Genomic DNA, 25,056 nt, shown 5'->3' with positions numbered 1-25,056 from the left:
CGGCGGCCGCGCGGCCGGGCGGGCGTGGCTGTCCCGCCATGTCCCTCGCCGCTCGCCTCCTTCTCGCCTTCGGGCTCGTCGCGATCATCGCGACGGCGTTCGTCGGGCTGACCCTCCGCGAGGCGTCGCGCGAGATCATCGAGGGCGGCTTCGCCGAGCGGATCGACGCGGCGCATGCAGGCGTCCGGCACCAGCTCGCGTGGGAGGCCGACGCGCTGCGCGACCTCCTGCCGCCGCTCTGCCGGCACGACACGTTCGTCGACAAGGCCCACGTCGAGCTCGAGCGCGCCAAGGGCGACCCGGACGCGATGGACCCGGGGAGCCGCATCGCCCTCGGGCGGCTCGTCCCGAGCCAGGCCAAGGCGCTGCGCCTCGACGAGCTGTCGCTCGTGGCGGGCGACGGGAGCGTCCTCGCGGCCGACGACGCCGCGCGCATCGGCGCGCGCGACCCGCGGCTGGCGGAGCTGATCCAGGCCCCCGGGGGCGCGCCGCGGCTCCGCCCGGCGAAGGCGGGCGGCGAGCCGTCGCTGGAGGTCCACTGCGCCCTGTCGAACCACGGCGTGACCATCGGCCTCGTCGGGGCGCGGCGGATCGGCCCGGTCCTCGCGCGGATCGGCGAGGCGTACCATGTGCGCCTCACGGCGGCGCGCGAGGGGGAGCTCGCCCCCCAGAGCAGCGAGGCGGAGATCGTGCGCGTCCTCCATCTGGCGGAGATCCCGGGCCTTGACGTTGTCGCGTCCGTGCCGCGCGATCCGCTGAGGCAGGCGCTCGCCCGGCTCGATCGCGCGATCGCGCTGACGGGCGCCACGGTGCTGGCGATCGCCGTCGCGATGGCCGTCGTGCTGGCGCGCAGCCTGTCGCGGCCGCTCGTGGCGCTGGCCCGCGAGACGCGCGAGGTGATGAGCGGCGCGCCGCGGCGTGTGGAGGGGCGCGGGGGTCGGGAGATCGCGGATCTCGCGGCCGCGTTCAACGCGACCATCGACGAGCTCGCGGCGATGCGCAAGCGCCTGGCCGCGACCGAGCGCATCGCCGCGCGGCGCGAGGTCGCGCGCCAGATCGCCCATGAGATCAAGAACCCGCTGGCGCCCATCCGTGCGGCGGTGGAGACGCTGCGCCGGCTCCGGCAGCGCGACGACCCGGCGTTCGACGACTACTTCGCGGAGGCGACGTCGACGGTCCTGAACGAGGTGCACCGGATCGCGAACATCGTGACCGAGTTCACCCAGTTCGCGCGCCTGCCGCCCCCGAACCTCACGCCCATCGACCTCGTCGCGGTCGCGCGCGGGGTCGTCACGCTGCACGCCGCCCCGGCGTCGGGCGAGGCGACCTCCGGCGCGGGGTCGACCTCCGCTGCGGGCGCCACCTCCGGCACCGGCGCGCCGTCGCCGCGCGTGGAGCTCGTGGCGGATCCGATCCCGGAGGTCTCGGCCGATCGCGATCAGCTGATCCAGGTGCTCACGAACCTGGTCCAGAACGGCCTGGACGCGGCGAGCGCCGTCCGGCGCGACCCCCGCGTCTCGGTGACGATCGGCCCGCTCCCGAACGACCGCGTGCGGATCGTGGTGCGCGACAACGGCCCAGGCGTGGCCGACGACATGGTGCCGCGCCTGTTCGAGCCCTACGCAACGAGCAAGGAGAAGGGGACGGGGCTAGGGCTCGCGATCGCGCAGCGGATCGTGTTCGAGCACGGGGGCGAGATCAGCTACCGCAAGGCCAAGAAGGGCGGCGCTGTCTTCGAGATCTGGCTGCCCGTCGCGGGCCCTCCCCTCCTGGAGAAGCCACTCGGCGACACCACGGTGCGCCCGCGCCCACCGGACGCGCCGCGCTCAGGCGCGTGAGCGCTCGCGCTCCCAGGTGAGCAGAATCCCAGGGTGTTCTCCCGCCGCTCGTCCGCCCTCCGCCTCCGCTGAGCGACGCCGACGGCCTCTGCTGAGCGACGCCGACGGCCTCTGCTGAGCGACGCCGACGGCCTCCGCTGAGCGACGCCGACGGCCTCCGCTGAGCGACGCCGACGGCCTCCGCTGAGCGACGCCGACGGCCTCCGCTGAGCGACGCCGACGGCCTCCGCTGAGCGACGCCGACGGCCTCCGCTGAGCGACGCCGACGGCCACCCGCACAGGAGACGGGCCCAGATCGGCGTTTTCGGCGCGGAAGCGTACTCTTGTACGCTGAGCACCGAAAACGCCGAGGTGGGCCCGGATCCGACGCGGGTGGCCGTCTCTTCTACTGAGGTTGGCCGTCGTGCTTGCAGGCCGAGCTGCAGCCGTCGCCGCTCGCGTTGTTCCCGTCGTCGCATTCCTCGTACAGGCTCTGCCGTACGCCGTCGCCGCAGTGCGGGCCGTACACGCACCCCGGCGCGCACTTGCCGTAACCGCCGGTGTTGTTGCCGTCCCCGTCGTCGCACTGCTCGGGGCCGTTGACCACGCCGTCACCGCAGCGCGGGCCGTACAGGCAGCTCGGGCCGCACTCGCCGTAGCCGCCGTCATTCACGCCGTCGTCGCACTGCTCGCCGAGGTTGGCCTGCACCACCGAGTCGCCGCACTGGGCGCCGAGGCGGCAGTTCTCGCTGCAACCGGTCGCCTCGTTCGGGGGATCGCACTGCTCGCCCCAGTCCTCGTCGATGTTGCTGTCGCCGCACTTGGCCGCCGGCGTGCAATCGGGGAAGCAGCTGCCGTAGAAGCCGTCGTTCACGCCGTCGTCGCAGGTCTCAGCGCCGTTGACGGTCGCGTCGCCGCAGTACGGCCCGTACGAGCAGTGCTGTGTGCACCCGTTGTAGGCGCCGTTGTTGTCGGCCTCGCCGAGGTCGCAGTCCTCCTCGTCGGGCTGCACCACGCCGTCGCCGCAGCGCGGGCCGTAGAGGCACATCGGCGCGCACTCGCCGTAGCCGCCGTCGTTGACGCCGTCGTCGCACTCCTCGCCGTAGCTCGCCTGCACCACCGTGTCGCCGCAGAGCGCCCCGAGCTGGCAGCCCACGCAGTTCGGGTCGGCCGGATCGTCGCACTCCTCACCCCACTCCTCGTCGACGTTGGCGTCGCCGCACCGCGGGGCGGGCGTGCAGTTCGGGTTGCACGTGCCGTAGAAGCCGTCGTTGCTGCCGTTGTCGCACTGCTCGGGGCCGTTCGTCGCGCCGTCGCCGCAGTACGGTCCGATCTCGCACTCGCGCGTGCAGCCGCCGTAGCCGTTCGCCGTGTTGCCGGAGCCGAGGTCGCACGCCTCGTACGGCGCGTTGACCGCGCCATCGCCGCACCGGGGCGGGGCCACGCACCCCGGCGCGCAGGCGTTCGAGGCGTTGGCATACGCGCTGTTGTTGATCCCGTTGTCGCACGTCTCCGGGCCGTTCCTCTGGCCGTCGCCGCAGTACGGCCCGAGCTGGCAGTTGTTGCACCCGCCGTAGCCGCCCCCGTTCTCGCTGCCGTCGTCGCACTCCTCGCCCGGCGTCACGACCGGCGGGTCGACCCCGCACTGCGGCGTGCACACCGACGTGCCGGCGCTGAAGCCCGACAGCGTGAGCTGGTAGTTCGACCCGGTGACATGGCGCTCGGCCTGGAACACCGCGATCTCGTAGACCTTGCCCGGCTCGAGGTTCAGGTCGACGTCGTAGGTGGTGCCGCGGTTCGTGCAGCCGGCAGCGGCGGTGCACGGGGTCACGCGCGCGTCGCCATTATCAAGGATGGTCACGCTCTCCTGGAGCTGCCCGTGGATGCCGCCGATGTCCGCGGTCAGCGTGTTCTTGATGAACACCCAGACGTCGTCGTCACCGAAGAAGGTGAGCACCGGATCGGCCGCGGCGCCGTTCGGGTTGAACTGGAACCAGTACCGGACCTCGCTCGTGAAGTAGTAGTTGTGCGAGGGGTTGCTCTGCTGCGCCCGCTCGTGCCCGGTGGAGACCAGGTTGTTGAGCACGGGATCCGTGCCCGGCGGGTCGATGTCCACCGGCCAGAACGGGTTTCGCTGGTACACGTACCTGCCGGCCTGCGGGGTCAGCTCGATGGTGGTGACGAGCGTCCGGTTGTATATCGGGTTGTCCCGGTACCACCACTGGAAGTTGTCCTGGCCCGAGGTCCAGCCGGTCGCTGCGCTCGGCGTGACGAAGGGGTTGCCGTAGGCGTTCACCGGCTTGCCGTTGGCATCGAGCGTCGTCTGGACCGTGCCGTCGATCTGATTGCCGTTGGGGGTGATCTCGAAATCGAAGTGCCCGATGAGCGTGTCGTTCAGGTTGGCGTCGCACGCGCTGTTGCTGAGGGTGCGGTCGTAGCTGCTATTGCCGTCCGGACACCAGCCGATGAAGTCGCGGATGACCATCGGCAGCCGCATGTCGGTGGGCGCCACGGTGCAGGCGTAGCCCGGCTCGATCGTGCACGTGGCGGAGCAGCCGTCGCCGCTCACGGTGTTGCCGTCGTCGCACGACTCGGTGGCGTCGCCGGGCAGGAGCATGCCGTCGCCGCACTTCGAGATGCACGCGCCGCCGCTGCAGTTCGGCTCGCCCTTGCAGTCCGGCGTGCATCCGTCGCGCCAGTTGCCGTTGCCGTCATCGCACGCCTCTGTGCCCTCGCGGACGCCGTTGCCGCAGACGGAGTAGCCGGTGCAGTTCTGGGGCACGGCGTTGGTGCACACCCGCCCGGGCTCGATGCGGCACGTATCGTCGCAGCCGTCGCCGGAGGCGAGATCGCCGTCGTCGCACTGCTCGGCGCCGCGCTTGAGCCCGTCGCCGCAGAGGGTCTTGCAGGGGAACCCGACGCGCGAGCAGTCCCAGCCCGTCTCGATCGTCTGGCAATCGGCGCTGCAGCCGTCGCCGCTGGCCGGCGGCTTCTGCCCGTCGTCGCACACCTCGGTGCCGCCGATCTTGCCGTCGCCGCACACGGGCGGAGGCGGCGGGGTGCAGGCCCCGCCGGCCGGCGGGCACGTCCAGCCGACCTCGATCTTGCACTGCGCGGTGCAGCCGTCGCCGCCCTCAGGGGACGTCCCCCCGCCGTCGTCGCACTGCTCGCCGAGCTGCACAACGCCGTCGCCGCAATAGGTCCTCACCGTGCAGGGCTGGCCCGGCCTGCAGACCCAGCCCTCCTCGAGCCGGCAGTCCGCGGTGCAGCCGTCGCCGCTCGCCGGCGGGTCGTCGCCGTCGTCGCACTGCTCGTCGCCGCTCACGCGGCCGTCGCCGCACTCGAAGAGGGGGATGCAAGGCTCGCCCGGCTCGAGGCACACATACGCCGGGTCCTTCACCTGGCAGTCGGCGCTGCAGCCGTCGCCGTCCGCGGCGTTGCCGTCGTCACAGAGCTCGCCCGGCTGCACCTTGCCGTCACCGCACTCGATCAGCCGCACGCAGGGCGAGCCGGGGGTCGGGCAGTTGTAGTAGGGCTCCTGCCGGCACAGGCTCGAGCAGCCATCGCCGCTCGCGGTGTTGCCGTCGTCGCACCCCTCGCCCGTCTCCTTGGCGCCGTTGCCGCAGACCGGCAGCCGCGTACACGGCTGACCGGGCCGGCTGCACTGGAACCCCGCCTCGCGCTTGCAGTCCGCGCTGCAGCCGTCGCCGGAGGCGGGCGGGTCGTCGCCGTCCTCGCACTCCTCCGAGCCGTTCACGCGGCCGTCGCCGCAGTCGTAGAGCAGGATGCACGGCTCGCCCGGCTTCGGGCACACGTACGAGGGGTCGACGTAGTAACAGTCGGCGCTGCAGCCGTCGCCATCGATGTTGTTGCCGTCGTCGCAGAACTCGCCGGGGTCGACGACGCCGTCGCCGCACGCGATGGTCAGCTCGCAAGGCCGGCCGGCCGTCGGACACTCCCAGTAAGGCTCGACCTGGCACTGCCCCGAACAGCCGTCGCCCGGCAGCGTATTGCCGTCGTCGCAGGCCTCGGACGCCTGGTTCAGCGCCGCGTCTCCGCAGGCGGGGTCAGGAGGCAGGAAGCACTCGGGGGGCGGATCATCGACCTCGCACGGGTCCGGCTCGCCGCCGCCGTTGCCACCGAGCCCGATGCCGCTGCCCACCGTGAACTCGGGCTCACCGCCGGTGCCGCCGGCGCCGCCGACGCCAGGCCCGCCGCCGCCGGAGCTCGCGCCGCTCCCCGAGCCGGTCGCCTCGCTCGTGGTCGCGCCGCCCCCGCCGCAAGCGACCGTGATCTGAAGCAATCCAACCGCCAAAGCCAGATAAGAAGTCCTTAAACCCACGGCCACCTCGATAACGCACGTTGCGCTCTTCCCGAGCAAACGGCGCTAGATACACTTTATCGTAAAAGTGCACCCCGTCTCCAGGCGAAATCGGCGGCGCTGCTGTGCTCGGCGCGGCTCGCCATCGCGCTCACCGCCGGTAGCCGCCATGGTTCTGCGCCTTGGTTCTGCGCCTCGGCTTCCACCTCGGTTCTGCACCTTGGTCCAGGTGCAAATTTTGATAATAACGTCTATTTCCACCGTGACTCAACTCAGCTTCTGCCGAGGAGCTCGCGGCTTGATGTCGAATCGAGCACGGCCGGAGTTCGATCTTGACATCGCCGGGCTCGCCGCGGATCAGGGCGGCGGCGGCGAGGTTCGCGCGGGACAGCCGCCGTTCACCCGGTGATCACCATGATCTCGGTCGCCTTGATGAGCGCCTGCACCTCCTTGCCGACAGAGAGGCCGAGCTCCTTCGCCGCGTCGCTCGTGATGACCGCGACGAGCTCCGTGCCCCCCGGCCCCTCCATCACGACCTTGGCCATCACGTCGCCCACCACGAGCTCCGTGATCTTCCCGGGGATCTTGTTTCTGCCGCTGATCTGCATCTCCTGCCTCCTCCCGCGCGATCCTAACGCGGAGCGGCCGGGGCGTCGGCCCGCGCCGCGAGCCGGCGGGCACCCGGCCGCTCAGGCCGCCTGCGACTGCCCACCTCTGGACGGACGCGACTGGCCGTCTCAGGCAGGCAGCGACTGGCCGTCGATCCGACCCGGCCTGCGCCGCGCGACCTCGATCCCCGAGATGCAGACGGCCAGCCACACCGTGCCTGCGGCGAACCCCGCGAGCACGTCGCTCAGGTAGTGCACGCCGAGGTACATGCGGCTGAAGCCCATCGCCACGGTCCAGCCGAGCGCGAGCGCGACGAACACGAGGCGAGCGCGCAGCGTCCGGAGGAGCAGGAGACCCAGGTACGAGAGCATGCCAAAGGCGACGAACGTGCCCATCGAGTGTCCGCTCGGGAAGCTCCATCCTGCGGCCACCGCGAGCGGATCGGCGAACGTCGGCCGCGGCCGCGCGAACAGGGCCTTGAGCGCGAAGTTGAGGAGCCCGCCGCCGGCGAGCGCGAAGAGCCACCCGACCGCGAGGACGCGCCGGCGCCGCCTCAGCAGCGCCGCGGCCACGACGACCGCGAGCAGCGCGAGCGCCCAGAAGCTGCCGAGGAGGGTGAAGGCGCGGAGCGCCGCCACGCCGGCGCGGCTCGACGACGCGTGGAGCGCGCGCGCGAGCGCGAGATCGACGTCCACGATCGGCTCGCCCTCGCGCACCCCCTCCGCGAGCGCGACGAACACGAGCGCGGCCAGGCTGAGCACCAGCCCGAGGCCGAGGTGGATGACGAGGTACTCGGCCGCGGAGAGCTCGCGCAGCACCCTCGCGATCACGGGGAACCGGGCCGAGAGGCGCTGCGTGACCGGGTGCGCGGCCGCCGCGGCGTAGGCCCGGACGGCCCACGCCCACAGCGCCCGCGCGTGGCGGTCGGAGAAGCGCGCGACGGCGACGAGCCCGAGGAGCACCCCCACCGTTCCGATCAAGAGCAGCGCGAGCAGCAGAAAGGGCCGCGCGCCGACCGCCGAGGCCAGCTGCTCGGCGGGGAGGTCCACCGCTTCCATGGCCGAGCTCTATAGCGGGGCGCATCTTCGTGCGCCACGGGCTCATCCGCGTCGTTCGGCTCGCTGCGGCGTACTTTCGTACGTCTCACTCGCCTGCCTAGCGGCTGAGCCCGTGGCGCACGAATCTGCACCCCGCTATCGCACGCGGCCGCGCCGCGGATCTCGCTCAGGGGACGAGCGGCACGACGGCTTCCGGCGTCGCGAGATCGCTGATGTTGGCGACCCGGATCTCGTCCTCGGAGACGGAGTAGACGTAATCCTCCATGAAGACGCTCCGCTTCACGAACGACGTCGCGCTGCTCCACCAGTTCCCGCAGCTCGGGCCGTTCCCGTCCGCGCTCGCGTCGGGCAGCGGGTGGGGCACGCCGCCGACGGACGTGAAGCCCGCGCCGGTATCCACCTTGTAGACGAGCAGCCCGCTGAACGTCATCGTGTCGCCGAAGTCGCCGCCGCTTCCGCCCTCGCAGATGACCATGGGGATCCCGAGCAGCCCCCGCTGGGTGAAGTAGTTGAACGCGAGGTGGTTGGTCGCGGCGTCGCTCGCGGAGCCGCGCGTCCCGATCACCTCCTTGTGCGTGAGCTTCGGCGCGTCGAGGTCCGTCACGTCGAAGATCTGGAGCATGATCCCCTGGAACCACGCGAAGTCGCCCTGGTCGTCGGCGTCGTAGCCGATGCTCATGACGTGCCCCTCGTCGATCATGTGCATGTAGGTCGAGAAGCCGGGGATCTTCAGCTCGCCGCGCACCCTCGGCGCCTCGGGATCCGAGAAGTCGATGGTGTAGAGCGGGTCGGTCTTCTTGAAGGTCACGACGAACCCGACGTCGCCGTAGAAGCGGGCGGATCGGATGTCCTCGCCGGGAGCGAGCTGGTCCACCATCCCCTTGACCACGAGCTCGCCGCCCTCCTGCTTCAGCGACGCGACGGTATTGTGCGTGTTCGGGTCGGGCAGGTGCCCGGTGGTGGTCGCGATGCGGAGATAACCCTCGTGCTCGCTGAGGGCGAACTGGTTGAGCACGCGCCCCTTCACGACGCCGCTCCCCAGGTACACGCTCGGCGCCGCGCGCTCGCTCAGCGCGAACTTGTGGATGGTCGTCGCGTCGGGCGTCGTCTCGCCGTCGTCGTAGAACCAGCCGTACGTCTGGCCGTACTGGTGCCGGCTCGCCACGTAGAGCGAGTCTGCGGTCGCGTAGACGGCGCCGGGCCTGCCCACGATCGTCGTCTGGCCGAGCGCCTCGGTGCCGAGCTCGGTCGAGACGACCGAGAGGAAGCTCTGCCCGTCGCCCGTGTTCGACAGGTAGAAGTTCTCGCAGGCCACGAACGGGGTGTGGCTGCTCGGCGAGGCCACGCCGTCCCGGTACACCGTGTCCTCGACGCTGGGCATCTGGATGTCGAGCGGGGCCGCGTCGATCAGGGCGATGTTCTTCTCCAGGAGCTTGTCGTATGCGCTGTTCACGGCGGCCACCGTGGACGGGTTGACCCCCTGGTTGGACAGGGAGCAGATATCGAGTCCCTCTGGCCAGGTAGAGAGTCCCTGCACCGTCGGCTCGGGGGAGGCAACGATCGTGTGCACCGCGGTCCCGATGCGCCGGGCGTTGAGGAACGATCCGGAGAACTTCAGCGTCCGCACGACGGCCGGCGCCGTGAGGTCGCTGATGTCGAGCTCGGTGACCAGGAGCGGCGTGCCGTCGCCCGTGAACTCGCAGTCGTATCCGTACGTGCACTCACCGCTGGAATAATAAGAGACCTCGCCGTCAGGCGACGAGGACGGGGACAGCGACGAGTACACGAGGGCGCGCTTCTCGTGGACGAAGAGCTTCTTCGGCTCCCCCTCGATCGCAACCGACGCGACGCGGTGCATGTCGGCGGCGGGCCACGCATCGAAGATCTGGAATTGCCCGTGGGCCAGGATGTAGACGTTCTCTCCGTCGTTCTTGATGAAGTCGGCCTCGTCGACGTCGGCTTCCTGCGTGTTCGTCGTCGAGTACTCCTTGGCCCCCCCGTCGTCGACACCCCCGCCCCCCGCCTCCTCGTTCGGCGCCGGGACGGGCCCTCCCGAAGAGGCGGAACCGGAGCTGGAGGCGCCGACTGCCCCGCCGTCCGCTCCGAACCAGACGCACCCGCCCTCGAGCTCCATCAGGGCGGACTTCCGCGCCACTTCGACCGATTTGATCATGTTCTGCTTCAGCCGTTCGCGCAGCAGCGCCTCGACATCGTCGCAGCTCGTCGCAGGCGTGAGGGCGCTCTGTGCCAGGCCCGTCTGCGCGGGCCCGCCCGAACCACTTCCGCTCGAGCAGGCGGCGAAGCTGGCGCCGAGCGCAAGCAGAGAAACAAGCGTACAACCCCTGTAGAATGATCGCATGTGAGTCTCCGTGTCCGTCTGTCGTTCGGATCGATGGCCTCAGGGGAAGCACTCGACATGCCGAGGCATTTTGTTAGCAATTACGGGCAGATACGACGGGCGCCCTCTGGCACATGGCGGCACAAACTGCGCCCAACACCTGATTGGGTCGGCGCGCAGGCGCCAGAGGGCCAGGAAGAAGTGCGGAGGAAGAGGAATGCCGCGGTGACACGGGGGCTCGGACGAGGCAGGGTGGGTCGAGAAGAGCACGAGGAGGGAGTGATGCAGGCGTGATGAAGAAGCTGGAGCTCGCGTCGTATGCTGCGCAGGCCGACCGCTGGCCCTCCGCAGGACGCCACATCCTCGCGCAGTTCGACGCCGAGACCATCGTGGTCTATCAGGCGTACCGTCCGTCCATCGCACGCCACGCGGCCCTGCATCAGCGGCTCGGAGGGCCGGAGTTCAGCTTTGGCCGCATGAGCTGGATCAAGCCGAACTTCCTCTGGATGATGTTCCGCTCGGGCTGGGGCACGAAGCCCGACCAGGAGGCGGTGCTGGCCATCCGCATCCAGCGCGCGGGGTTCGACGCGATCCTGGCGGCCGCGGTGCCGTCGAGCTTCGTGCCCGAGCTGCACCCGAGCCAGGAAGCGTGGAAGAGAGATCTCGAGCGCTCGGACGTGCGGCTTCAGTGGGATCCGGACCACCATCCGTCGGGCGCGCCGGTCGCGCGGAGGGCGATCCAGCTCGGTCTGCGAGGCGCGATGCTGCGGCGGTTCGCAGAAGAGTGGACGGTGGGCGTGGAGGACATCTCGGCGCTCGTGGCAGAGCAGAGGGAGGTGCTGCGCGGCCGGGGAGCCGGACAGATCGAGATCCCGCGGGAAGAGGTGTATTGGCCGGCAGCGGCGGAGGGAGCGAGGCGGGTCGGGATAGAGCGCTGGGGGGCGTAGCGGGACGAGAGGGGTGAACGGCGAGAGGGCCCCTAGGCGGCGCGCCGCACGAGGGCGCGGCGGCCGCGGTCGGTCAGGGCGAAGTGGCCGTCCACGAGGCCCTCGGCGACGAGCTCGTGCGCCCAGCGCCAGGGCGGCTCGGCGCCCGGGCGCTCGACCCAGGCGCGCAGCGCGTCGAGCGCCTCGGCGGGGAGCTCGAAGCGCTCACGGAAGGGCGGGAGCGTGCCGACCCGGAGCACCGCGCCCGCCCGATCGGCCGCGAGATCGAGGCCGGGGCGCCGATGGTAGACGGCACCGTCGACCTCGATGTGCGTGTCGCCGGCCTTCTCGCGCGCGACGACCTCGGAGCCGACGTCGGACCGGCCGCGGAAGACCAGCGGGGACACCGGGGCCGGCTCGCTCGGCGCCGCCGCGCGCCAGTGCAGGTGTTCGCGCCAGGCTTGCCGGAGGGCCTCGTCGGGGATCACCTCGGCGAGCTCGCGCTCGAAGCGGCCCTCGATTTCGAGCATGCGCGCCTCGAGCTTGCGCCGCACGGACTCGGCGGTGGCCCGCTGGTGCTCGTTGTGAACGTGGTTGTGCTCGTGGGCGATCGCCAGCAGGTCGTCGCGGCTGGGCGGTGGCTTGATCATGCGTGCCTCCGCTCCCCTCCCTGGGGCCGGCCATCGCGCGGCGCGAGGGATGGATGCGTGAGCGCAGGAGACGGAGGTTCCAGCATCCCTTGTGGCTCCAGCCTCCGTCGACGCGCGGTGACGCGCCCGCCGAGCGGGCCGCTCTGGCGGGCTCGCAGCGCGCATGACGGGCGAGCAGCCGCGAGGAGAGGAGATTGACGCGAGGATGTGCCATGTCGTGCCCGAGAGCATCGGTGGCTTGGAGGCCATCGTGCACGGACGTCGTGCTACGGACACGGCACCGGCGTGCCCGGGACACGCCCTGGCCAGGGTAGCGGCGCTTCCCTACTGTCTGCCTCAATGGCTTCCACGTCTCTCGGCTTCGCCGAGTCCCGCCAGCAGCGCATCGCTCACGTCCTGCTGTTCGTCACCCCGGCGCTGTTCACCGCCAACATGCTGCTGGCCCGCGCCACGACCGATTTCATTCCGCCGGTGGCGCTGGCGGAGCTTCGCTGGATGGGCGTCGTGCTGGTGCTGCTCCCCTTCTGCAGCCGCGAGCTGTGGCGCGCCCGCGCCGCGCTGCGGCGGGACTGGGCCCGATACGCCCTCCTCGGCCTGCTGGGCATGGGCATCTGCGGCGCCGGCGTTTATTACGGCGCCGCCAGCACGACGGCCACGAATATCGGCCTGATTTACGCCGTCTCGCCGGTGATCATCATCCTTCTGTCGCGGGCCATGTTCGGAGAGCGGCTCAGCGGGCGCCAGGGCCTGGGCGCGGCGCTGGCGCTGGCCGGCGTGCTGGTCATCGTGCTGCGCGGCGACCCGGCGGTGCTGCTGGCGCTCAGCTTCAGCACCGGGGACCTGATGATCCTTGGCGCCGCGATCTCCTGGGCGCTTTACACGGTGCTGCTGAAGCGCTGGCCCGATCCGCTGGGGGTCCAGGCGCGGCTCACCGCGATCGCGGCGGCCGGGGCGATCCTCCTGCTGCCGCTGCTCGGCTGGGAGCTGGCGAGCCGCGGCGGGCCGCATTTCGACCTGCGCACCATCGCCACCGTGCTGACCCTGGTCCTGGTGCCGGGCGTCGGCGCCTATGCCACGTACGGCTATATCACCAAGCATCTCGGCCCCAGCCGCACTGGCCTGCTGCTCTACCTGTCGCCGGTCTATACGGCCGTGCTGGCCTGGCTCCTCCTCGGAGAGGCCTTTGCGCTCTACCATTGGCTCGGCGCAGCGCTTGTATTGCCGGGCCTCTTCTTCGCCACGCACAAGCCAAAGGCGACCTGAATGCCCTGCGCCTCGTTTGGCGCTCCGACCCAGCAGCGCGGGGGGCCCGCTCCAAGCCTGGGAGCTCTGCCGAGTGGGCCCGCGCCCGCGACCTCGGCGAGCGGGCGCGGTTCGCGGAGGACGCCGGTTACGCGACGGCGTCGGAGCGCTGGCGTTCGCGGAGACGAACGCGCTGGGGCTCTCCCTGGACCTGGAGGGCCCCGTCGGGGAAAACCTTGCGAATCCGGGACTTCCAGCTCGGCGCGGATCCATACGCCGCGTTCAAGCTCGAGCGTACCGCCCCGCCTGCTTGACAGAATCCCCCGTCGGCACCAGACAGATTGTTCTAGATGATGACGAAGACCACCCTGCCCGTCGTGCTCTTGACAGCCCTCGCCGTCGCGACCGCCGGCTGCGATACCAGCGGCAGCGGCGGGCGGTCCAGGGAGCGCTGGGCGACGACCGAGAACACCAACGTCGAGCTCGACTTCGACAAGGTCAACGAAGCCTTCAAGGCGGCCGAGGGGCCCGAGGACTTCGAGCGGCGCGTCAACGAGATCTACCAGGGGAGCGAGGTCATCAGCGTCGCCGTACAGGACCTGGACGCCAAGACGCAGGTCGTCACCGGGTTCTTCGACAAGAACAGCGACGGCAGCGTGCAGGACCCCGAGAAGGTGTTCTCGATCCGCCGCGACGTCTCGGGCGAAGGCGCCGCGCAGATCCAGACGTCCGGGTTCGGCCCCTACGGCTACTACCACTCGCCGGTGATGAGCCTGGCGTCCGGCATGCTCCTCGGCGCCATGGTGTCGTCGGCGCTGCGCCCCAATTACGTGCCGGTGTACACGCAGCCGTACACCACGCCGCCCGGCCGCTCGCCCGATCTGCGATCCCACCGCGAGGCGTACCGCGCCGCGAACCCGTCCAGCGTCGACCACAGCAGGTCGTCGCAGACCGGGCGGCGCTACAACAACGCCGGCGGCAGCCGCTTCGGGAGCGGCAAGTCCGGCGCCGGCTCGCGCTTCGGCGTCCGCCGCAGCGAGCGAGGCCGCAGGCCCGAGCGTCTGGTCGCGTAGCCGCGCGCCGGCCGCCGCGATGCAGCCCCTGCAAAGCATCTCCGAGCTCCCGTTCCGCTGCCGTCCCGCGCTGGAGCTGCTGAACCTCGAACAGCACCGCGACGAGCCAGACGTGGAGTCCACGCAGTTCGGCTGGTGCCGGGTGGACGCGCTCTGGCTGGATGGCCGCGCGGATCGAGGGCCGCTCCGGGTGACCGACGCGCTCGTCGTGGCGGTGCACGCCGCGGACGAGCCGGAGGTGCTGCCCGATGACGTGGAGCTCGAGTTCTTCGTCGAGGAGGTCGCCAAGGACTACTCGGTGACCGTGCTCCTGTCGGCGTTCCTCGAGCGCTGGCTGCCGGCCGCGTTCTCCGGCGAGCGCGCCATCGTGCTCGCCATGTGCAACCCCCACGCCGCGCGCATCCGGCGGCCTGAGGCGGCGGGGCGCACCCCCGTGTACTACGCCCATGGCGACGTCGACGCGTGGCTCGACACCGACGCAGACGGTCGCCGGCACATCCGCCTCGAGGCGGAGGCCTGGCGCACCGCGGAGTGAGGCGATGTTCGAAGGACGCAGACAGCCGATCGTGTCGCGCGAGCAGAAGCTGGTCTATGCCGGCATCTACGTGCTGAAGAAGATGGACCTGAAGCCCGCCGATGGAGGCATGGAGATGCCCCTCGTGCTGCCGTCCGAGCTGAGCCCGCTCGAGGACGTCCTGCAGGAGCTCGTGAACGCGGACCTCGTCGAGGTCAACCGCCGCAAGGCGCGGTTCGAGCTCACCAAGAAGGGGCTGGCCTACCTCGGCGAGATCATCGACGAGGCGGAGGCGCTGGTCGACGAGTTCGACGACGAGTCGCTCGAGGACGCGGTGGCCGAGCTCCGCAGCCGAAACGTGGACGTGCTGCGGGCCCGATTCCTGTGGGGCTGGTACGACGGCGAGCTGGACGATCTGGTGCTCTTCCAGCAGCGCCGGGGCGCGACGCCGGTCGAGCAGTGGTGGGCAGACTACCTCATGAGCGACGCGTTCTACGAAGAGCTAAAGCGCGACTACGAGTGAGCGCGAGGGCGGCTGCCCCGGCGCGGGACGCCGCGGCAGCCGACGGCGCGACGAGGAGGTGGGCCGCCACCTCCGAAAGCGGGTGAGGGAGCAGGCCAATTGGCGGCGGGGGGCAGGCTCGCCATGCTTCCGCGCGGGCCCGCTCGTCAGCGCGGACGGGCGCGCTCCCCCATCAGCCGCGTGAGGAGCCGCGCCAGCTCGGCGCGCTCGCCTGCCGAGATCCGCGCGAGCCGCCGTCCAAAGGCGTCGTCGAGGATCGCCCGCGCCGCCTCCATCGCCTTGCGCCCCGAGCGGGTGAGCGTCAGGCGAAAGCGCCGCAGGTCGCCCGCCTCCGTCTCACGCTGGACGAAGCCAGCCGCCTCCATCCGCTTCACCATGAAGGTGATCGAAGGCTTGGGCGTGAGCAGCGCGCGCGCGAGCTCGGCAGGATAAGGGTGGTCGTCGAGTTTGCCGAGGAGGAAGAACTCCTTCATCTCGAGCCCCAGCGCGCGCACCTCTGGCTCCACCTCGGCCATGACCGCCATGCTGAACTCGAAGTTCAACGTCCAGAGCTCCCAGGGCGAAGGCTTGTCCATGTTCTTTCTGCTCGCGCTTGACGATGGAGCGGTGCGGCGCTACTAGTTCAATATTGAACTGTTCGAAACGGAACAAGTTCCGGAGGTGATGCGATGCCGCTCGATCATTATGTCACGCTCGGTCGCTCAGGTCTGCGGGTGAGCCCCTTCTGCCTCGGCGCCATGACGTTCGGCGAAGACCTGGGCTGGGGGAGCAGCGTCAAGGACTCCGAAGCCATCCTCGACCGCTTCATCGAGCTCGGGGGGAACTTCATCGATACGGCGAACCTCTACACCAAAGGGCACTCCGAGAAGATCATCGGTGACCACCTCGGCCACGACCGGCAGAAGCGCGACCGGCTGGTGATCGCCACCAAGTTCAGCGGAAACCTGTACGTCGGTGATCCCAACGGCGGCGGCTCGAACCGCAAATCGATCCTCGCCGCTTGCGAGCAGTCGCTCCGCCGGCTGCGCACCGACTACATCGATCTCTACTGGCTGCACAACTGGGACAAGTTCACGCCGATCGAGGAGACCATGGCGGCGCTCCACGATCTCGTCCAGTCGGGGAAGGTCCGCTATATCGGCGTGTCCGACACCCCTGCGTGGAAGGTGACTCAAGGGCAGCTGCTCGCTCAGTTCCGCGGATGGGCGCCGTTCATCGGGCTGCAGATCGAGTATTCGCTCCTCGAGCGGACGGTCGAAGGGGAGCTGATTCCCATGGCCCAGGAGCTCGGGCTGGGGGTGACGCCGTGGTCGCCCTTACGGAGCGGGATCCTGAGCGGCAAGTACACGCGGAAGAACGCCGCGACGGTCAAGCCGGAGGGGCGGCAGTGGGCCGCGGGCTACCTCGATGAGAGGAGCTACACGGTGATCGACGAGCTCGAGCGGATCGCCAAGCAGCGCGAGACCACCGTCGCGCGCGTCGCCCTCAGCTGGGTGCAAGCGCGCCCGGCGGTGGCGTCCACGATCATCGGGGCGCGCACGCTGGCGCAGCTCGACGACAACGTGAGAGCGCTCGATGTGAAGCTCACGCCGGAGCAGACGGCAGCGCTCGACGCGCTCACCGCTCCGAAGCTGAACTTCCCGGCCGAGTTCCTCGAGCTGGCGCGGATGATCCAGGCCGGGGGGACGACGATCAACGGTCAACCGTCGCAGCTCATCCCCTTCGGCGTCACGAAGAAGGGGGATCACTACTGACGAGTGACCTCGACCACGGCGCGATCCGCGCAACGAGAGCGCTCGGCATGAGAGGCGCCGCCCGGGCGTTTTGATAGTCTCGCCCCTCCTCTCGTGGACACGCCCGCCCGTCGCCCGCTCTTCCCACACCTGCCCGCGCTCGACGGGCTGCGCGGGCTCGCCCTGCTCGGCGTCCTCTTCTTCCACGCGAACGGGATGCTGCGCGGCGGCTTCCTCGGCGTCGATCTCTTCTTCGTCCTCTCGGGCTACCTCATCACGTCGCTCCTCCTCGCGGAGCACGAGGCGCGCGGCGCGATCTCGCTCAAGGACTTCTGGATCCGCCGCGCGCGCCGGCTCCTCCCGGCGCTCCTCGCGCTCGTCCCGGTGGTCGCGCTCCACGGGCGCCTCTTCGGGCCGCCAAGCGCGCTCGCCGGCCTCCGCGCCGACGTGCTCGCGACGCTCGGCTACGTCGCGAACTGGCGCGCCATCTACGCGCACAAGAGCTACTGGGAGCTCTTCACGTCGCGCTCGCCGCTCGAGCACACGTGGAGCCTGGCGATCGAGGAGCAGTTCTACGTCGTCTGGCCGCTCGTCATCGTCTTCGTGCTCTCGCGGTGGTCGCGCCGCGGCGTGCTCGTCCTCACGCTGGCGCTGGCCGCGCTCTCCGCGATCGCGATGCTCGTCCTCTTCGCGCCGGAGAGCACGACGCGCGTGTACATGGGCACGGACACGCGCGCCTCCGGCATCCTCCTCGGCGCCGCGCTCGCGGCGGTGCTCACGCCGCGCGCCGAGCTCTCCGCGGGCGCGGTGCGCCTCCTCGACGGCGCCGGCGTCGTCTCGGCGATCGGCCTCGCGATCGCGTGGTCCGTGTTCGACGGCCAGTCGTGGCTCCTCTACCACGGCGGGTTCTGGCTGACGGAGCTCGGGGCCCTCGTCCTCATCGCGTGCGCGGTGCAGGGCTCGAAGAGCCTCGTCGCGCGCGCGCTCGCGTGGCGCCCGCTCGCGTGGGTCGGCACCATCAGCTACGGCGTCTACCTCTGGCACTGGCCGGTGCACGTGTTCGTGTCGAGCGATCGCCTGCATGGCCCTGCCCTCACCGCGCTCCGCTTCGCGATCACCTTCGCGGTCGCGCTCGTCTCCTACCGCTTCCTCGAGAAGCCGATCCGCGAGCGCGGGCTGCCGAAGGGGCGCTCGTTCTGGGCGGTGCCTGCCGGCGTCGCGCTCGGCCTGCTCATCGCCGTCCGTGCGACCCACGCGCAGGACGGCGAGGCGCCGAAGGGCTCCGCGATGATCAACGCGCTCGTCACCGCGGTCGTGAAGGACGACGTCACGTTCCGCGTCGTCGTCGTCGGCGACTCGACGGCGAACACGCTGGGCTGGGCGCTCCGCGGTCTGCAGGAGCGCGGGCTCGCGGTGGACCTCCACGGGCGGGACGGCTGCACCATCATGGCGGATCTCTGCGGCATGACCGAGTGGCCCGCGCTCCTCGCGCAGACGAAGCCCGACGCCGCGGTCCTCTACCTCGGCGGCGCCTTCATGCACGGCATCACGGCGAACGACGAGTGGACGAAGGCGTGCAAGCCGGCGTGGCACGAGCGCTTCGAGACGAACCTCGTCACGAACCTCGACAAGCTCCGGAACCCGCACGTGCGCGTCTGGATGGCGACCGTCCCCTACGCGCTCGGCGATTGGGAGACGAAGGACGTCCGCGAGCAGGTCACGTGCATCAACCGCTCGATCCGGAAGGTCGTCGCGACGCTGCCCGACGTCGCGCTCCTCGACCTCCAGGAGAATATCTGCCCCGGGGGCGAGTGCCGGCGCATGTACGAGGACGGGGCGATCCGGCCCGACGGCGTGCATTTCACGATCGAGGGGGCGCGCGGCGTGGCGCAGTGGACGCTCGCGGAGCTCCGCGCGAAGCCGCGCGTGACCGGCGCTGCGGCGGACCCCGAGCCGCCCCGCTGAGCGCGCACGCCGCCTGCAGTTCCAAAAGCGACCTCGGAGGAGAAGCGGCGCGGGAGGCAAAGCGAGTGAAGGCCCGTCCACCAGCGCGGCGGGCGCCGGCGGCAGACGGTCTCGCCGTGGGACGCGAAGACAACGAGTACTGCAACCGCGAGTTCCTGAGCACCGGTGTCCCCTCGTACCAGCAGGGGCACGTCGGCAGCAGCGGCTGTGATCGCGATCGGCCATGCGCTCGTTCGCCTGCCTGATCCGCCGTGCGGCACGGAATTCTCGCACCACAGAGGCGAAGAAATCCGCTAGGCGTAAACGAGGAGGGCACGGACAGTATGACGGATACGCCTACCTCGAACGGCTCGATGGCCGCGCGGGCAAAGGGGCCGGAAGGCACGCTGGTCGAGCAGCTATTTGACCTGGCGCCGACCATCCTCTGTGTCCTCGATGTCAGGGACAGGCGGATCGTCGCCCGCAATCGCGCCTTCGTCCAGGCGCTCGGGATCAGCGACCAGGAGACGCCAGAGCGCGCCTGGGAGACCCTCATCTCTCGCATCCACCCCGAGGACCTCGATGCGTCAGCTGGTCATGTGCGGCAGCTCACGGCTTCACTGGACGGCCAGCCCCTCGAACACGCGCTGCGCGCGCGGTGCACCGGAGACGTCGAGCGCTTCTTTACCCTGCGCTGCCTGGTCCTCACGCGCGGCGATGATGGGGCGGCGCATCAGATCCTCGTTTCAGCCGAGGATGTCACCGAGAAAGCGCGCCGTGAGGTGGAGCTGCAGAAGAGCGAAGCGCTGCTTCACGCGTTCCTTGAGTACATGCCTGCCATGATGTTCGCCAAGGATCCGGACAGCAGGTATGTCGTGCTCAACGCTCAATTCGAACGGTTCATGGGCATGAAGCCGGGGAGCGGCGCTGGCATGCGCGATCACGACATGCTCCCGGACGAGATCGTCGCGCAGGTGAAGGCCGCGGATGACGCGGTGAGGAACACCGGCGTCGCGACGGCGTTCGAGGAGAGCGTCCCTCACCCGACAGAAGGGATAAAGCAGTTCCATTCCGTCAAGTTTCCCATCCGGGGTCCTGGCATCCCGGAGGGGACCGTCGGGGGCGCGGCCATCGATATCACGGCCATCAAGCGGGCGGAGGCCGAACGCCAGGAGGCGCAGCTGGCGGTCATCGCGGCGCAACAGGCGATCATCCGGGAGCTCGCGACGCCGCTCTTGCCGATCGCCGACGGGGTGCTCGTCATGCCGCTCATCGGCACGCTCGATCCCGAGCGGGCGAGCCGGATCATCGAGACCTTGCTCTCCGGGGTCGGCGCGCACCAGGCGAGCATCGCCATCATCGACATCACGGGGGTGAGATCGGTCGACGCCCAGGTGGCGGGGGTGCTCATGCAAGCCGCTCGCGCGGTGGGGCTGCTCGGGGCGAAGGTCGTGCTCACGGGCATTCAGCCAGGCATCGCGCGGATGCTCATCGACCTCGGCGTGGATTGGCAGGGCCTGGTGACAGAGGCCACGCTGCGCAGCGGCATCGATTACGCGCTACGGACCAGGGAGCGCAGAGGGGGATCCATCTCCGGCTGAGCGGCGACCTCGCCGCCTGAGCGACGTCGGCCGAACCGACGTGTGCGTGTGCGAACGAGACATCGCCGGGAGGGCGAGAGGACCGCAAGGGCGCGCCGTCGCCGGGCGGTCGTCCAGGGCAACCGAGGGATCGACCGCTTGCCTGTCACCTTCTGGCGCCTCTGCCGTAGAGGAGGGTGAGCCCCGCGATGAGCTTCCTCTGGCCCTCCCGCGATGACCACCTCTGCGAGCTGATCGAGGCGTCCCGGCGCGGCGATCGCGGCGCGTTCCGGGCGCTCTACCAGGAGCTGTACGACCCGGTGGCGCGCTTCGTTTCGCGACGCGTGGGCCGGCGGGAGGACGCAGAGGATCTGGTCGCGCGGGTCTTCCACAAGCTGCTGGAGCGGCTGGGAGAGTTCGATCGGCGCAAGGGGACGCCGCGGATGTTCGTGCTGGCCATGGCCAGGAACCTGGTCATCGACCACGTGCGGGCGGCGCGGCACGAAGCGCCGATCGACGATCTCGCGGGCGTGCTCGCGGACGAGGCGGGGACGCCGCTCGACGCGCTCGTGCGGGGCGAGGAGCTCCGCGCGGTCAGGGAGGCGCTGGAGGAGCTCGGGGCAGAGGCGAAAGAGGTGCTGGCGCTGCGGTACGGCGACGGGCTGAAACACCAGGAGATCGCGGAGCTGCTCGGGCTCCGTGCCGACGCGGTGAAGCAGCGGGCGTCGCGGGCGCTGCGCGAGCTGAAGGCGCGGCTCGAGGCGCGCGCCGAGCAGGACGCGGGGGAGTCCCGCGGAGAGGGCGTTTCCAATGCTGGACTTTGAGGTGCGACGAAAGCTGCGCCGGCTGTTCGGGGAGCCGGCGCCGCTCAGGCCAGAGCACGCGCGCGAGCTCGAAGGCGAGCTGATGGCGGCGTTCGGCCAGCTCTACCCCGAGCAGGAGGTGGTCCCGATGAAGCGGCTCTGGTTGCGCAAGGCGCTGGTGGTGGCGGCGGCGGCAGCGGTGTGCGGGGCGGCGTGCGTGGCGCCGGCAGACGTGGAGGTGCCCGTGGGACGGAGCATCAGCATCCAGGTAGCGGACGGCGCGGAGCTGCCCGAGCCCGAGGCGCTCGTGGCGGCCATGCGCGGCGAGGGGAAGACGGAGCGGAGGGCGCGGGTGATGGTGCGGGGGCGGCGCGGGGACGGGGCGACGACGCTGACGCTCGATGTGTGGGGCGACGAGGTGCCGGAGGGCGACGTGGCCGAGCGGATCCGGGCGGCATTCCCGGCGCTCGCCGGCGCGGAGATCCGGGAGGACGTGCTGGCGGGGACAGTGCGCGGGACGCTGGGAGCAAAGCTCGGGCACGAGCTGCTCGATCTGGACGTGCTCGACAAGGACGACGTGGAGGCGGCGCGGCGGCAGGTGATGGAGCAGCTCGCGGCGCAAGGGGTCGAGGGGAAGGTCGACGTGCAGATCGAGGGAGACGGTGAGAAGCGGAAGGTGAAGGTGCAGATAAAGCTGGAGGGCCCCCCGCCGGACGGGGCGGAGATGGGGCCTCCGCCGTAGCCGAACGAGGCGGAGATGGCGCCTCCGCCGTAGCCGAACGAGGCGGAGATGGGGCCTCCGCCGTAGCCGAACGAGGCGGAGATGGCGCCTCCACCATGGCCGCACGAGGCGGAGAGGGCGTCCGCGGAGCTCAGCAGCGCTCGAAGTGACGCGCTCGTCGCCTGATGAAACCCGAGAAGACCGCGCGTCCTCACGCTTGCTCGGGCACACCTCCAGGGACACGCGCGGGCAACGGAAGCTCGACGCCCTCGGACAGGTTGCCCTTGCCGGGGACGTAGTTGATCTCGAGCCGAATGCCGTCCGGATCCTCGAACAGGATCGAGTAGTAGCCTGCCGCCCACGCACCGTCCTCCGGCGCGTGCACGAGCTTGCCGCCGAGCGCGGCCAGCGTGCGCTCAAAGAACTCGTGGAAAGCGTCGATATCCTCGCGGCTGCGGGCGCGGAAGCACAGGTGGTGCAGGCCAGGCTTGTACTGGTGAAAGCGGGCGCCGGCGTGCTCCGGGTTCACGGGGCGAATCAACAGGCCGGTCTTGCCGCCGATGTAATAGAGCGTGGGCCGTTCGTTCTCGCTGCCCGGATCGTCGTACTGGCACTGCATCTCGAAGTGCTCGCACAGCGCGCGGTAGAACGCGCGGCTGCGCGGGAAGTCACTGACCGAAAGCTGGATATGGGCAATTCCGGCGAGGTTCATGGCGATCACGGTAGCCTGGATCCGACCGGTGGAGCGCTCTTCGCGTTCGGATGGCGAGTCTGATCGTCCGTTGTGTCGAGGCGGGCGAAGTCGACCTGAAGCTCCGGGGGCACGTCGTCCCAGCGGGGGGCTGCCGAGGCTCAGCGCGCGCAGCACCACGGCTTCGATCGATGTCCACTTCCAATGAGGCGCGCTGGCTTGCGCTCGGTCATCTGCTCCAGATCGCCGCCAGATCGAGCGCCACCGCATCGAACGGCTCGGCCCTCATCTTCGCGTCCTCCTCGTAGGTCTCGAGCAGTACCCACCGTCCGCCCTCGAGTCGGTACACCTCGAGCGTTCGCAGCAAGGGGCTGAGCAGCCACACGTGCCCGACACCTTCGCGCCGGTAAATCCGCATCTTCTTCCCCCGGTCGACGCGCTCTGTACGCGGCGAGATCACCTCGCACACCCAGTCCGGAGGGACGTCGTAGTGCGCCGGCGTGTCCTCGTCCCCGAGGGCGTCCGGCATGCGCTCCCGCTTCCACCCTGTGAGATCGGGCACCACCTTGTCGGGCCGCGACCCAAGGTGGAGTTCCGGCTCATCCAGGAGCACCCAGCCGCCGGGCCCTCCATCGCCGAGGTCGAAGGCGCTGCCGAGCTTCATCGTCAGGCGTGATGCGCTGCGCGTGTGGGGGCGGCCGGGCCGCGGAAAGGTGAAGAGCTCGCCGTCGAGGATCTCCGCCACCTGCTCGGGCGGCACCGCCGCGAATGCTGCCTCGACTTCCGGTGCGTTGCGGGCGGGATCCAGGCTGCGGGGCGGCCCGCCGGTGCTCATGGCCGACCGTACCACGAGAGCGCGATCCCGGCCGGGGCGAGCGCCTGATCGCGCGCCGTCTGAGGTCGTGCGGCTGGCTCACGATGCCAGGCGTCAGCCCGAACGCCAGCGCGTGCCGGCGGTCGCCAGAGGCGGCGCGTGGTGTGGAGGTCGACCTCGGCGCGGTGCATCGGGTCGGGTCCTACGGTGGCTTCACGTGCTCCAGCTCCTCGTGCCGCTGCCGGTCGTGCGGCTGCCGGAGGCTTGCGGAAATGGCGGCCGAAGCGGTGCGCTCGAGGCTGGATGCGCCGGGGCGCAGCGCGCCGCGAGGACCTACTCGTGGACGGCGGCGTAGCGGCCGCTGGGCGTGACGATAACGTGGGCGGTGAGGGGGACATGCAGCTCCGAGGAGAGGTGGCGCAGCGCCAGCGTCATCGCTTCGTCCTCGCGGGTCGGCGTCGGGTCGCCGCTGGGGTGGTTATGCGCGAGGACGACGCTCAAAGCGGCCATGTCTAGCGCGATGCGCAGGACGGTCGCGGCGTCGATGGTGAGCACGTCGGCGCCACCGAGGGCGAGCAGGCGCGTCTCGCGGACGCGGCCGTGGCTGTCGAGCGCTGCGATCCAGAGCTCCTCGTGGACGCGCGACGCGAGCCTCGGGCCGAAGTAACGCGCCACGCGGGCGGCGTCGGCGAGGAGCGCTCCTCGGCACGCGCGGGCGGCGTGGTAGCGACGGCCGAGCTCGAAGGCGGCGGCGAGCCGGGTCGCGTCGAACAGCGTGATCTGGGCGCGCTCGGCGAGGGCCGCGGGAGAGAAGCGGCCGAGCGACGGCAAGGCGGCCGTGCCGAGGATGCGCGGGCCGACGCCGACGAGGTCGAGCACCATCTCGAGGAGGGCGGCCTCGGTCGTGGTCGGCAGTTCGGCCGCCGTCTCGGTGGGGGCGTCGACGGGGACGCGGCTCATCGGGGCCGCTTCCGAAAGCGGGTCAGGGCGCGGGCGAAGAGGCGGCGCGCGAGGCGGAGGCGGGTGGCGACCGTGGGGCGCGGGAGCGAGAGGGAGGCGGCGAGGTGGGGAATGGAGAGGCAAGTGGTGGCGAGCGACAGGACCTGGCGAAGCTCAGGGCGGAGACGGTGGAAGGCACGGAGGAAGCCTCGCGCGACGAGGCGAGCCTCATGGAGGGTGCGGAGAGGCGGCCAGGGTCGACCGCGGGGAGCACGTGGCGGCGGTAAAGCCTTGTCGCGGTAGTGAGAGGCCTGCCGTGAGGCGATGGCGACGAGCCAGGGGCGCAGGGCGTCCGCGGGAGGAAGAGCAGAGGACGAGCGGAAGCGGCCGGCGCGCATACTGCGCCAGGCGCCGAGGACGGTGTCCTGCGTGAGGTCGTCGAGATCGGCGGGTAGAACGCGGCGGGCGCGGAGAGTGCTGCGGCGGTGCTTCTCAACGTGACGCAGCACTGGCGCGTGCTTTGCCGCGGACGCCGCACTGCGCAATGCTGGACTCAACAGGCCGCGACAACTTGAAGGGCCCGGCGGATGACTGGCGGGTCGTTGCAGAGCGACTTCCTCGGCTCGGATGGGTAGGTTTCGCGAGCCAGTGCGCGCCGCTTCGGTGGAATCCCGCACGCGTCTTTCCTGGTCTGCTTGACAAGACGGGGTAGCCGTCAGATACGCTACCTCTACACGATGAACGGGGGTGGCACGGCGGC

Annotated in this window: 20 protein-coding genes; 11 read left to right on the top strand and 9 right to left on the bottom strand. The window is 70.5% G+C overall.

Translation table 11 applies throughout. The annotated features are described in order from the left end of the window. The first annotated feature begins 38 nt into the window (after positions 1 to 38). Entirely contained in the window at positions 39 to 1,838 is a 1,800-nt protein-coding gene (locus tag WME79_RS48790; RefSeq protein ID WP_437529856.1) for a sensor histidine kinase, read from the top strand. 385 nt (positions 1,839 to 2,223) lie between these two features. Here the strand turns inward: WME79_RS48790 and WME79_RS48785 are convergent, their stop codons facing one another. The 4 genes from WME79_RS48785 to WME79_RS48770 all read right to left on the bottom strand — a co-directional run bounded on the left by WME79_RS48785 (position 2,224) and on the right by WME79_RS48770 (position 10,164). Beyond that, complete coding sequence (locus tag WME79_RS48785) at positions 2,224 to 6,120, bottom strand: DUF4215 domain-containing protein (protein WP_437529853.1); 3,897 nt, start codon at positions 6,118 to 6,120, stop codon at positions 2,224 to 2,226. Between the two features lie 416 nt (positions 6,121 to 6,536). After that, positions 6,537 to 6,746: a TOBE domain-containing protein gene (locus WME79_RS48780; protein WP_437529850.1), complete on the bottom strand. Its 210-nt coding sequence runs from the start codon at positions 6,744 to 6,746 to the stop codon at positions 6,537 to 6,539. Between the two features lie 129 nt (positions 6,747 to 6,875). Continuing rightward, positions 6,876 to 7,805 (bottom strand): phosphatase PAP2 family protein, encoded by a 930-nt coding sequence (locus WME79_RS48775; protein WP_437529847.1) that lies wholly within the window; start codon positions 7,803 to 7,805, stop codon positions 6,876 to 6,878. A gap of 166 nt (positions 7,806 to 7,971) precedes the next feature. Continuing rightward, positions 7,972 to 10,164, bottom strand: a complete 2,193-nt coding sequence (locus WME79_RS48770) for a beta-propeller domain-containing protein (protein ID WP_437529845.1) — start codon at positions 10,162 to 10,164, stop codon at positions 7,972 to 7,974. Between the two features lie 272 nt (positions 10,165 to 10,436). On the opposite strand from WME79_RS48770, the gene WME79_RS48765 reads away from it, so the two are divergent. After that, on the top strand, positions 10,437 to 11,090 hold the full coding sequence (locus WME79_RS48765) for a DUF4291 domain-containing protein (RefSeq protein WP_437540092.1): 654 nt from the start codon (positions 10,437 to 10,439) through the stop codon (positions 11,088 to 11,090). Between the two features lie 32 nt (positions 11,091 to 11,122). On the opposite strand, the gene WME79_RS48760 is transcribed toward WME79_RS48765, so the two are convergent. Next, positions 11,123 to 11,719 carry a hypothetical protein gene (locus WME79_RS48760; protein ID WP_437529842.1) on the bottom strand — a complete coding sequence of 199 codons (597 nt, stop codon included), beginning with the start codon at positions 11,717 to 11,719 and terminating at the stop codon, positions 11,123 to 11,125. 339 nt (positions 11,720 to 12,058) lie between these two features. Here WME79_RS48760 and WME79_RS48755 point away from each other — a divergent pair, with 339 nt between their 5' ends. The 4 genes from WME79_RS48755 (at position 12,059) to WME79_RS48740 (ending at position 15,071) form a co-directional block, all read left to right on the top strand. Next, positions 12,059 to 12,982 (top strand): DMT family transporter, encoded by a 924-nt coding sequence (locus WME79_RS48755; RefSeq protein ID WP_437529839.1) that lies wholly within the window; start codon positions 12,059 to 12,061, stop codon positions 12,980 to 12,982. 329 nt (positions 12,983 to 13,311) lie between these two features. Further along, complete coding sequence (locus tag WME79_RS48750) at positions 13,312 to 14,034, top strand: hypothetical protein (protein WP_437529836.1); 723 nt, start codon at positions 13,312 to 13,314, stop codon at positions 14,032 to 14,034. Between the two features lie 19 nt (positions 14,035 to 14,053). Continuing rightward, positions 14,054 to 14,569: a hypothetical protein gene (locus tag WME79_RS48745; protein WP_437529833.1), complete on the top strand. Its 516-nt coding sequence runs from the start codon at positions 14,054 to 14,056 to the stop codon at positions 14,567 to 14,569. Between the two features lie 4 nt (positions 14,570 to 14,573). After that, positions 14,574 to 15,071 (top strand): hypothetical protein, encoded by a 498-nt coding sequence (locus WME79_RS48740; RefSeq protein ID WP_437529831.1) that lies wholly within the window; start codon positions 14,574 to 14,576, stop codon positions 15,069 to 15,071. 146 nt (positions 15,072 to 15,217) lie between these two features. Here the strand turns inward: WME79_RS48740 and WME79_RS48735 are convergent, their stop codons facing one another. Beyond that, on the bottom strand, positions 15,218 to 15,646 hold the full coding sequence (locus tag WME79_RS48735) for a MarR family winged helix-turn-helix transcriptional regulator (RefSeq protein ID WP_437529828.1): 429 nt from the start codon (positions 15,644 to 15,646) through the stop codon (positions 15,218 to 15,220). A gap of 93 nt (positions 15,647 to 15,739) precedes the next feature. Between WME79_RS48735 and WME79_RS48730 the strand changes: the two genes are divergently transcribed. The 5 genes from WME79_RS48730 (at position 15,740) to WME79_RS48710 (ending at position 21,873) form a co-directional block, all read left to right on the top strand. After that, the gene (locus WME79_RS48730) at positions 15,740 to 16,825 is read left to right on the top strand and encodes an aldo/keto reductase (RefSeq protein ID WP_437529826.1); all 1,086 of its coding nucleotides are present in this window, start codon (positions 15,740 to 15,742) and stop codon (positions 16,823 to 16,825) included. A gap of 93 nt (positions 16,826 to 16,918) precedes the next feature. Further along, positions 16,919 to 18,769, top strand: coding sequence for a DUF459 domain-containing protein (locus WME79_RS48725; RefSeq protein ID WP_437529823.1), 1,851 nt, complete (start codon positions 16,919 to 16,921; stop codon positions 18,767 to 18,769). A gap of 323 nt (positions 18,770 to 19,092) precedes the next feature. Beyond that, positions 19,093 to 20,349, top strand: a complete 1,257-nt coding sequence (locus tag WME79_RS48720) for a PAS domain-containing protein (protein ID WP_437529820.1) — start codon at positions 19,093 to 19,095, stop codon at positions 20,347 to 20,349. A gap of 188 nt (positions 20,350 to 20,537) precedes the next feature. After that, positions 20,538 to 21,152: an RNA polymerase sigma factor gene (locus WME79_RS48715; protein ID WP_437529817.1), complete on the top strand. Its 615-nt coding sequence runs from the start codon at positions 20,538 to 20,540 to the stop codon at positions 21,150 to 21,152. Continuing rightward, positions 21,139 to 21,873: a hypothetical protein gene (locus WME79_RS48710; protein ID WP_437529815.1), complete on the top strand. Its 735-nt coding sequence runs from the start codon at positions 21,139 to 21,141 to the stop codon at positions 21,871 to 21,873. The genes WME79_RS48715 and WME79_RS48710 overlap by 14 nt, the downstream gene beginning before the upstream one ends. 190 nt (positions 21,874 to 22,063) lie before the next feature. On the opposite strand, the gene WME79_RS48705 is transcribed toward WME79_RS48710, so the two are convergent. The 3 genes from WME79_RS48705 to WME79_RS48695 form a co-directional block, all read right to left on the bottom strand. Then, positions 22,064 to 22,564 carry a VOC family protein gene (locus WME79_RS48705; protein ID WP_437540090.1) on the bottom strand — a complete coding sequence of 167 codons (501 nt, stop codon included), beginning with the start codon at positions 22,562 to 22,564 and terminating at the stop codon, positions 22,064 to 22,066. 208 nt (positions 22,565 to 22,772) lie between these two features. Then, positions 22,773 to 23,378 carry a Uma2 family endonuclease gene (locus WME79_RS48700; RefSeq protein WP_437529813.1) on the bottom strand — a complete coding sequence of 202 codons (606 nt, stop codon included), beginning with the start codon at positions 23,376 to 23,378 and terminating at the stop codon, positions 22,773 to 22,775. Between the two features lie 312 nt (positions 23,379 to 23,690). Continuing rightward, positions 23,691 to 24,317: a JAB domain-containing protein gene (locus WME79_RS48695; RefSeq protein ID WP_437529810.1), complete on the bottom strand. Its 627-nt coding sequence runs from the start codon at positions 24,315 to 24,317 to the stop codon at positions 23,691 to 23,693. Positions 24,318 to 25,056: the final 739 nt, after the last annotated feature.

The sequence above is a fragment of the Sorangium sp. So ce726 genome (genome assembly GCF_051521405.1).
Classification (GTDB): domain Bacteria; phylum Myxococcota_A; class Polyangia; order Polyangiales; family Polyangiaceae; genus Sorangium.
This window is presented reverse-complemented; position numbering and strand designations above follow the sequence as displayed.

Excerpts from the sequence above, each read along its gene's own strand:
- WME79_RS48780 (WP_437529850.1), bottom strand. The coding sequence starts at position 6,746 with ATGCAGATCAGCGGCAGAAACAAGATCCCCGGGAAGATCACGGAGCTC.
- WME79_RS48715 (WP_437529817.1), top strand. The coding sequence starts at position 20,538 with ATGAGCTTCCTCTGGCCCTCCCGCGATGACCACCTCTGCGAGCTGATC.
- WME79_RS48695 (WP_437529810.1), bottom strand. The coding sequence starts at position 24,317 with ATGAGCCGCGTCCCCGTCGACGCCCCCACCGAGACGGCGGCCGAACTG.
- WME79_RS48710 (WP_437529815.1), top strand. The coding sequence starts at position 21,139 with ATGCTGGACTTTGAGGTGCGACGAAAGCTGCGCCGGCTGTTCGGGGAG.
- WME79_RS48720 (WP_437529820.1), top strand. The coding sequence starts at position 19,093 with ATGACGGATACGCCTACCTCGAACGGCTCGATGGCCGCGCGGGCAAAG.
- WME79_RS48765 (WP_437540092.1), top strand. The coding sequence starts at position 10,437 with ATGAAGAAGCTGGAGCTCGCGTCGTATGCTGCGCAGGCCGACCGCTGG.
- WME79_RS48750 (WP_437529836.1), top strand. The coding sequence starts at position 13,312 with ATGATGACGAAGACCACCCTGCCCGTCGTGCTCTTGACAGCCCTCGCC.
- WME79_RS48790 (WP_437529856.1), top strand. The coding sequence starts at position 39 with ATGTCCCTCGCCGCTCGCCTCCTTCTCGCCTTCGGGCTCGTCGCGATC.
- WME79_RS48775 (WP_437529847.1), bottom strand. The coding sequence starts at position 7,805 with ATGGAAGCGGTGGACCTCCCCGCCGAGCAGCTGGCCTCGGCGGTCGGC.
- WME79_RS48745 (WP_437529833.1), top strand. The coding sequence starts at position 14,054 with ATGCAGCCCCTGCAAAGCATCTCCGAGCTCCCGTTCCGCTGCCGTCCC.
- WME79_RS48740 (WP_437529831.1), top strand. The coding sequence starts at position 14,574 with ATGTTCGAAGGACGCAGACAGCCGATCGTGTCGCGCGAGCAGAAGCTG.
- WME79_RS48770 (WP_437529845.1), bottom strand. The coding sequence starts at position 10,164 with ATGCGATCATTCTACAGGGGTTGTACGCTTGTTTCTCTGCTTGCGCTC.
- WME79_RS48760 (WP_437529842.1), bottom strand. The coding sequence starts at position 11,719 with ATGATCAAGCCACCGCCCAGCCGCGACGACCTGCTGGCGATCGCCCAC.
- WME79_RS48700 (WP_437529813.1), bottom strand. The coding sequence starts at position 23,378 with ATGAGCACCGGCGGGCCGCCCCGCAGCCTGGATCCCGCCCGCAACGCA.
- WME79_RS48705 (WP_437540090.1), bottom strand. The coding sequence starts at position 22,564 with ATGAACCTCGCCGGAATTGCCCATATCCAGCTTTCGGTCAGTGACTTC.
- WME79_RS48755 (WP_437529839.1), top strand. The coding sequence starts at position 12,059 with ATGGCTTCCACGTCTCTCGGCTTCGCCGAGTCCCGCCAGCAGCGCATC.
- WME79_RS48735 (WP_437529828.1), bottom strand. The coding sequence starts at position 15,646 with ATGGACAAGCCTTCGCCCTGGGAGCTCTGGACGTTGAACTTCGAGTTC.
- WME79_RS48730 (WP_437529826.1), top strand. The coding sequence starts at position 15,740 with ATGCCGCTCGATCATTATGTCACGCTCGGTCGCTCAGGTCTGCGGGTG.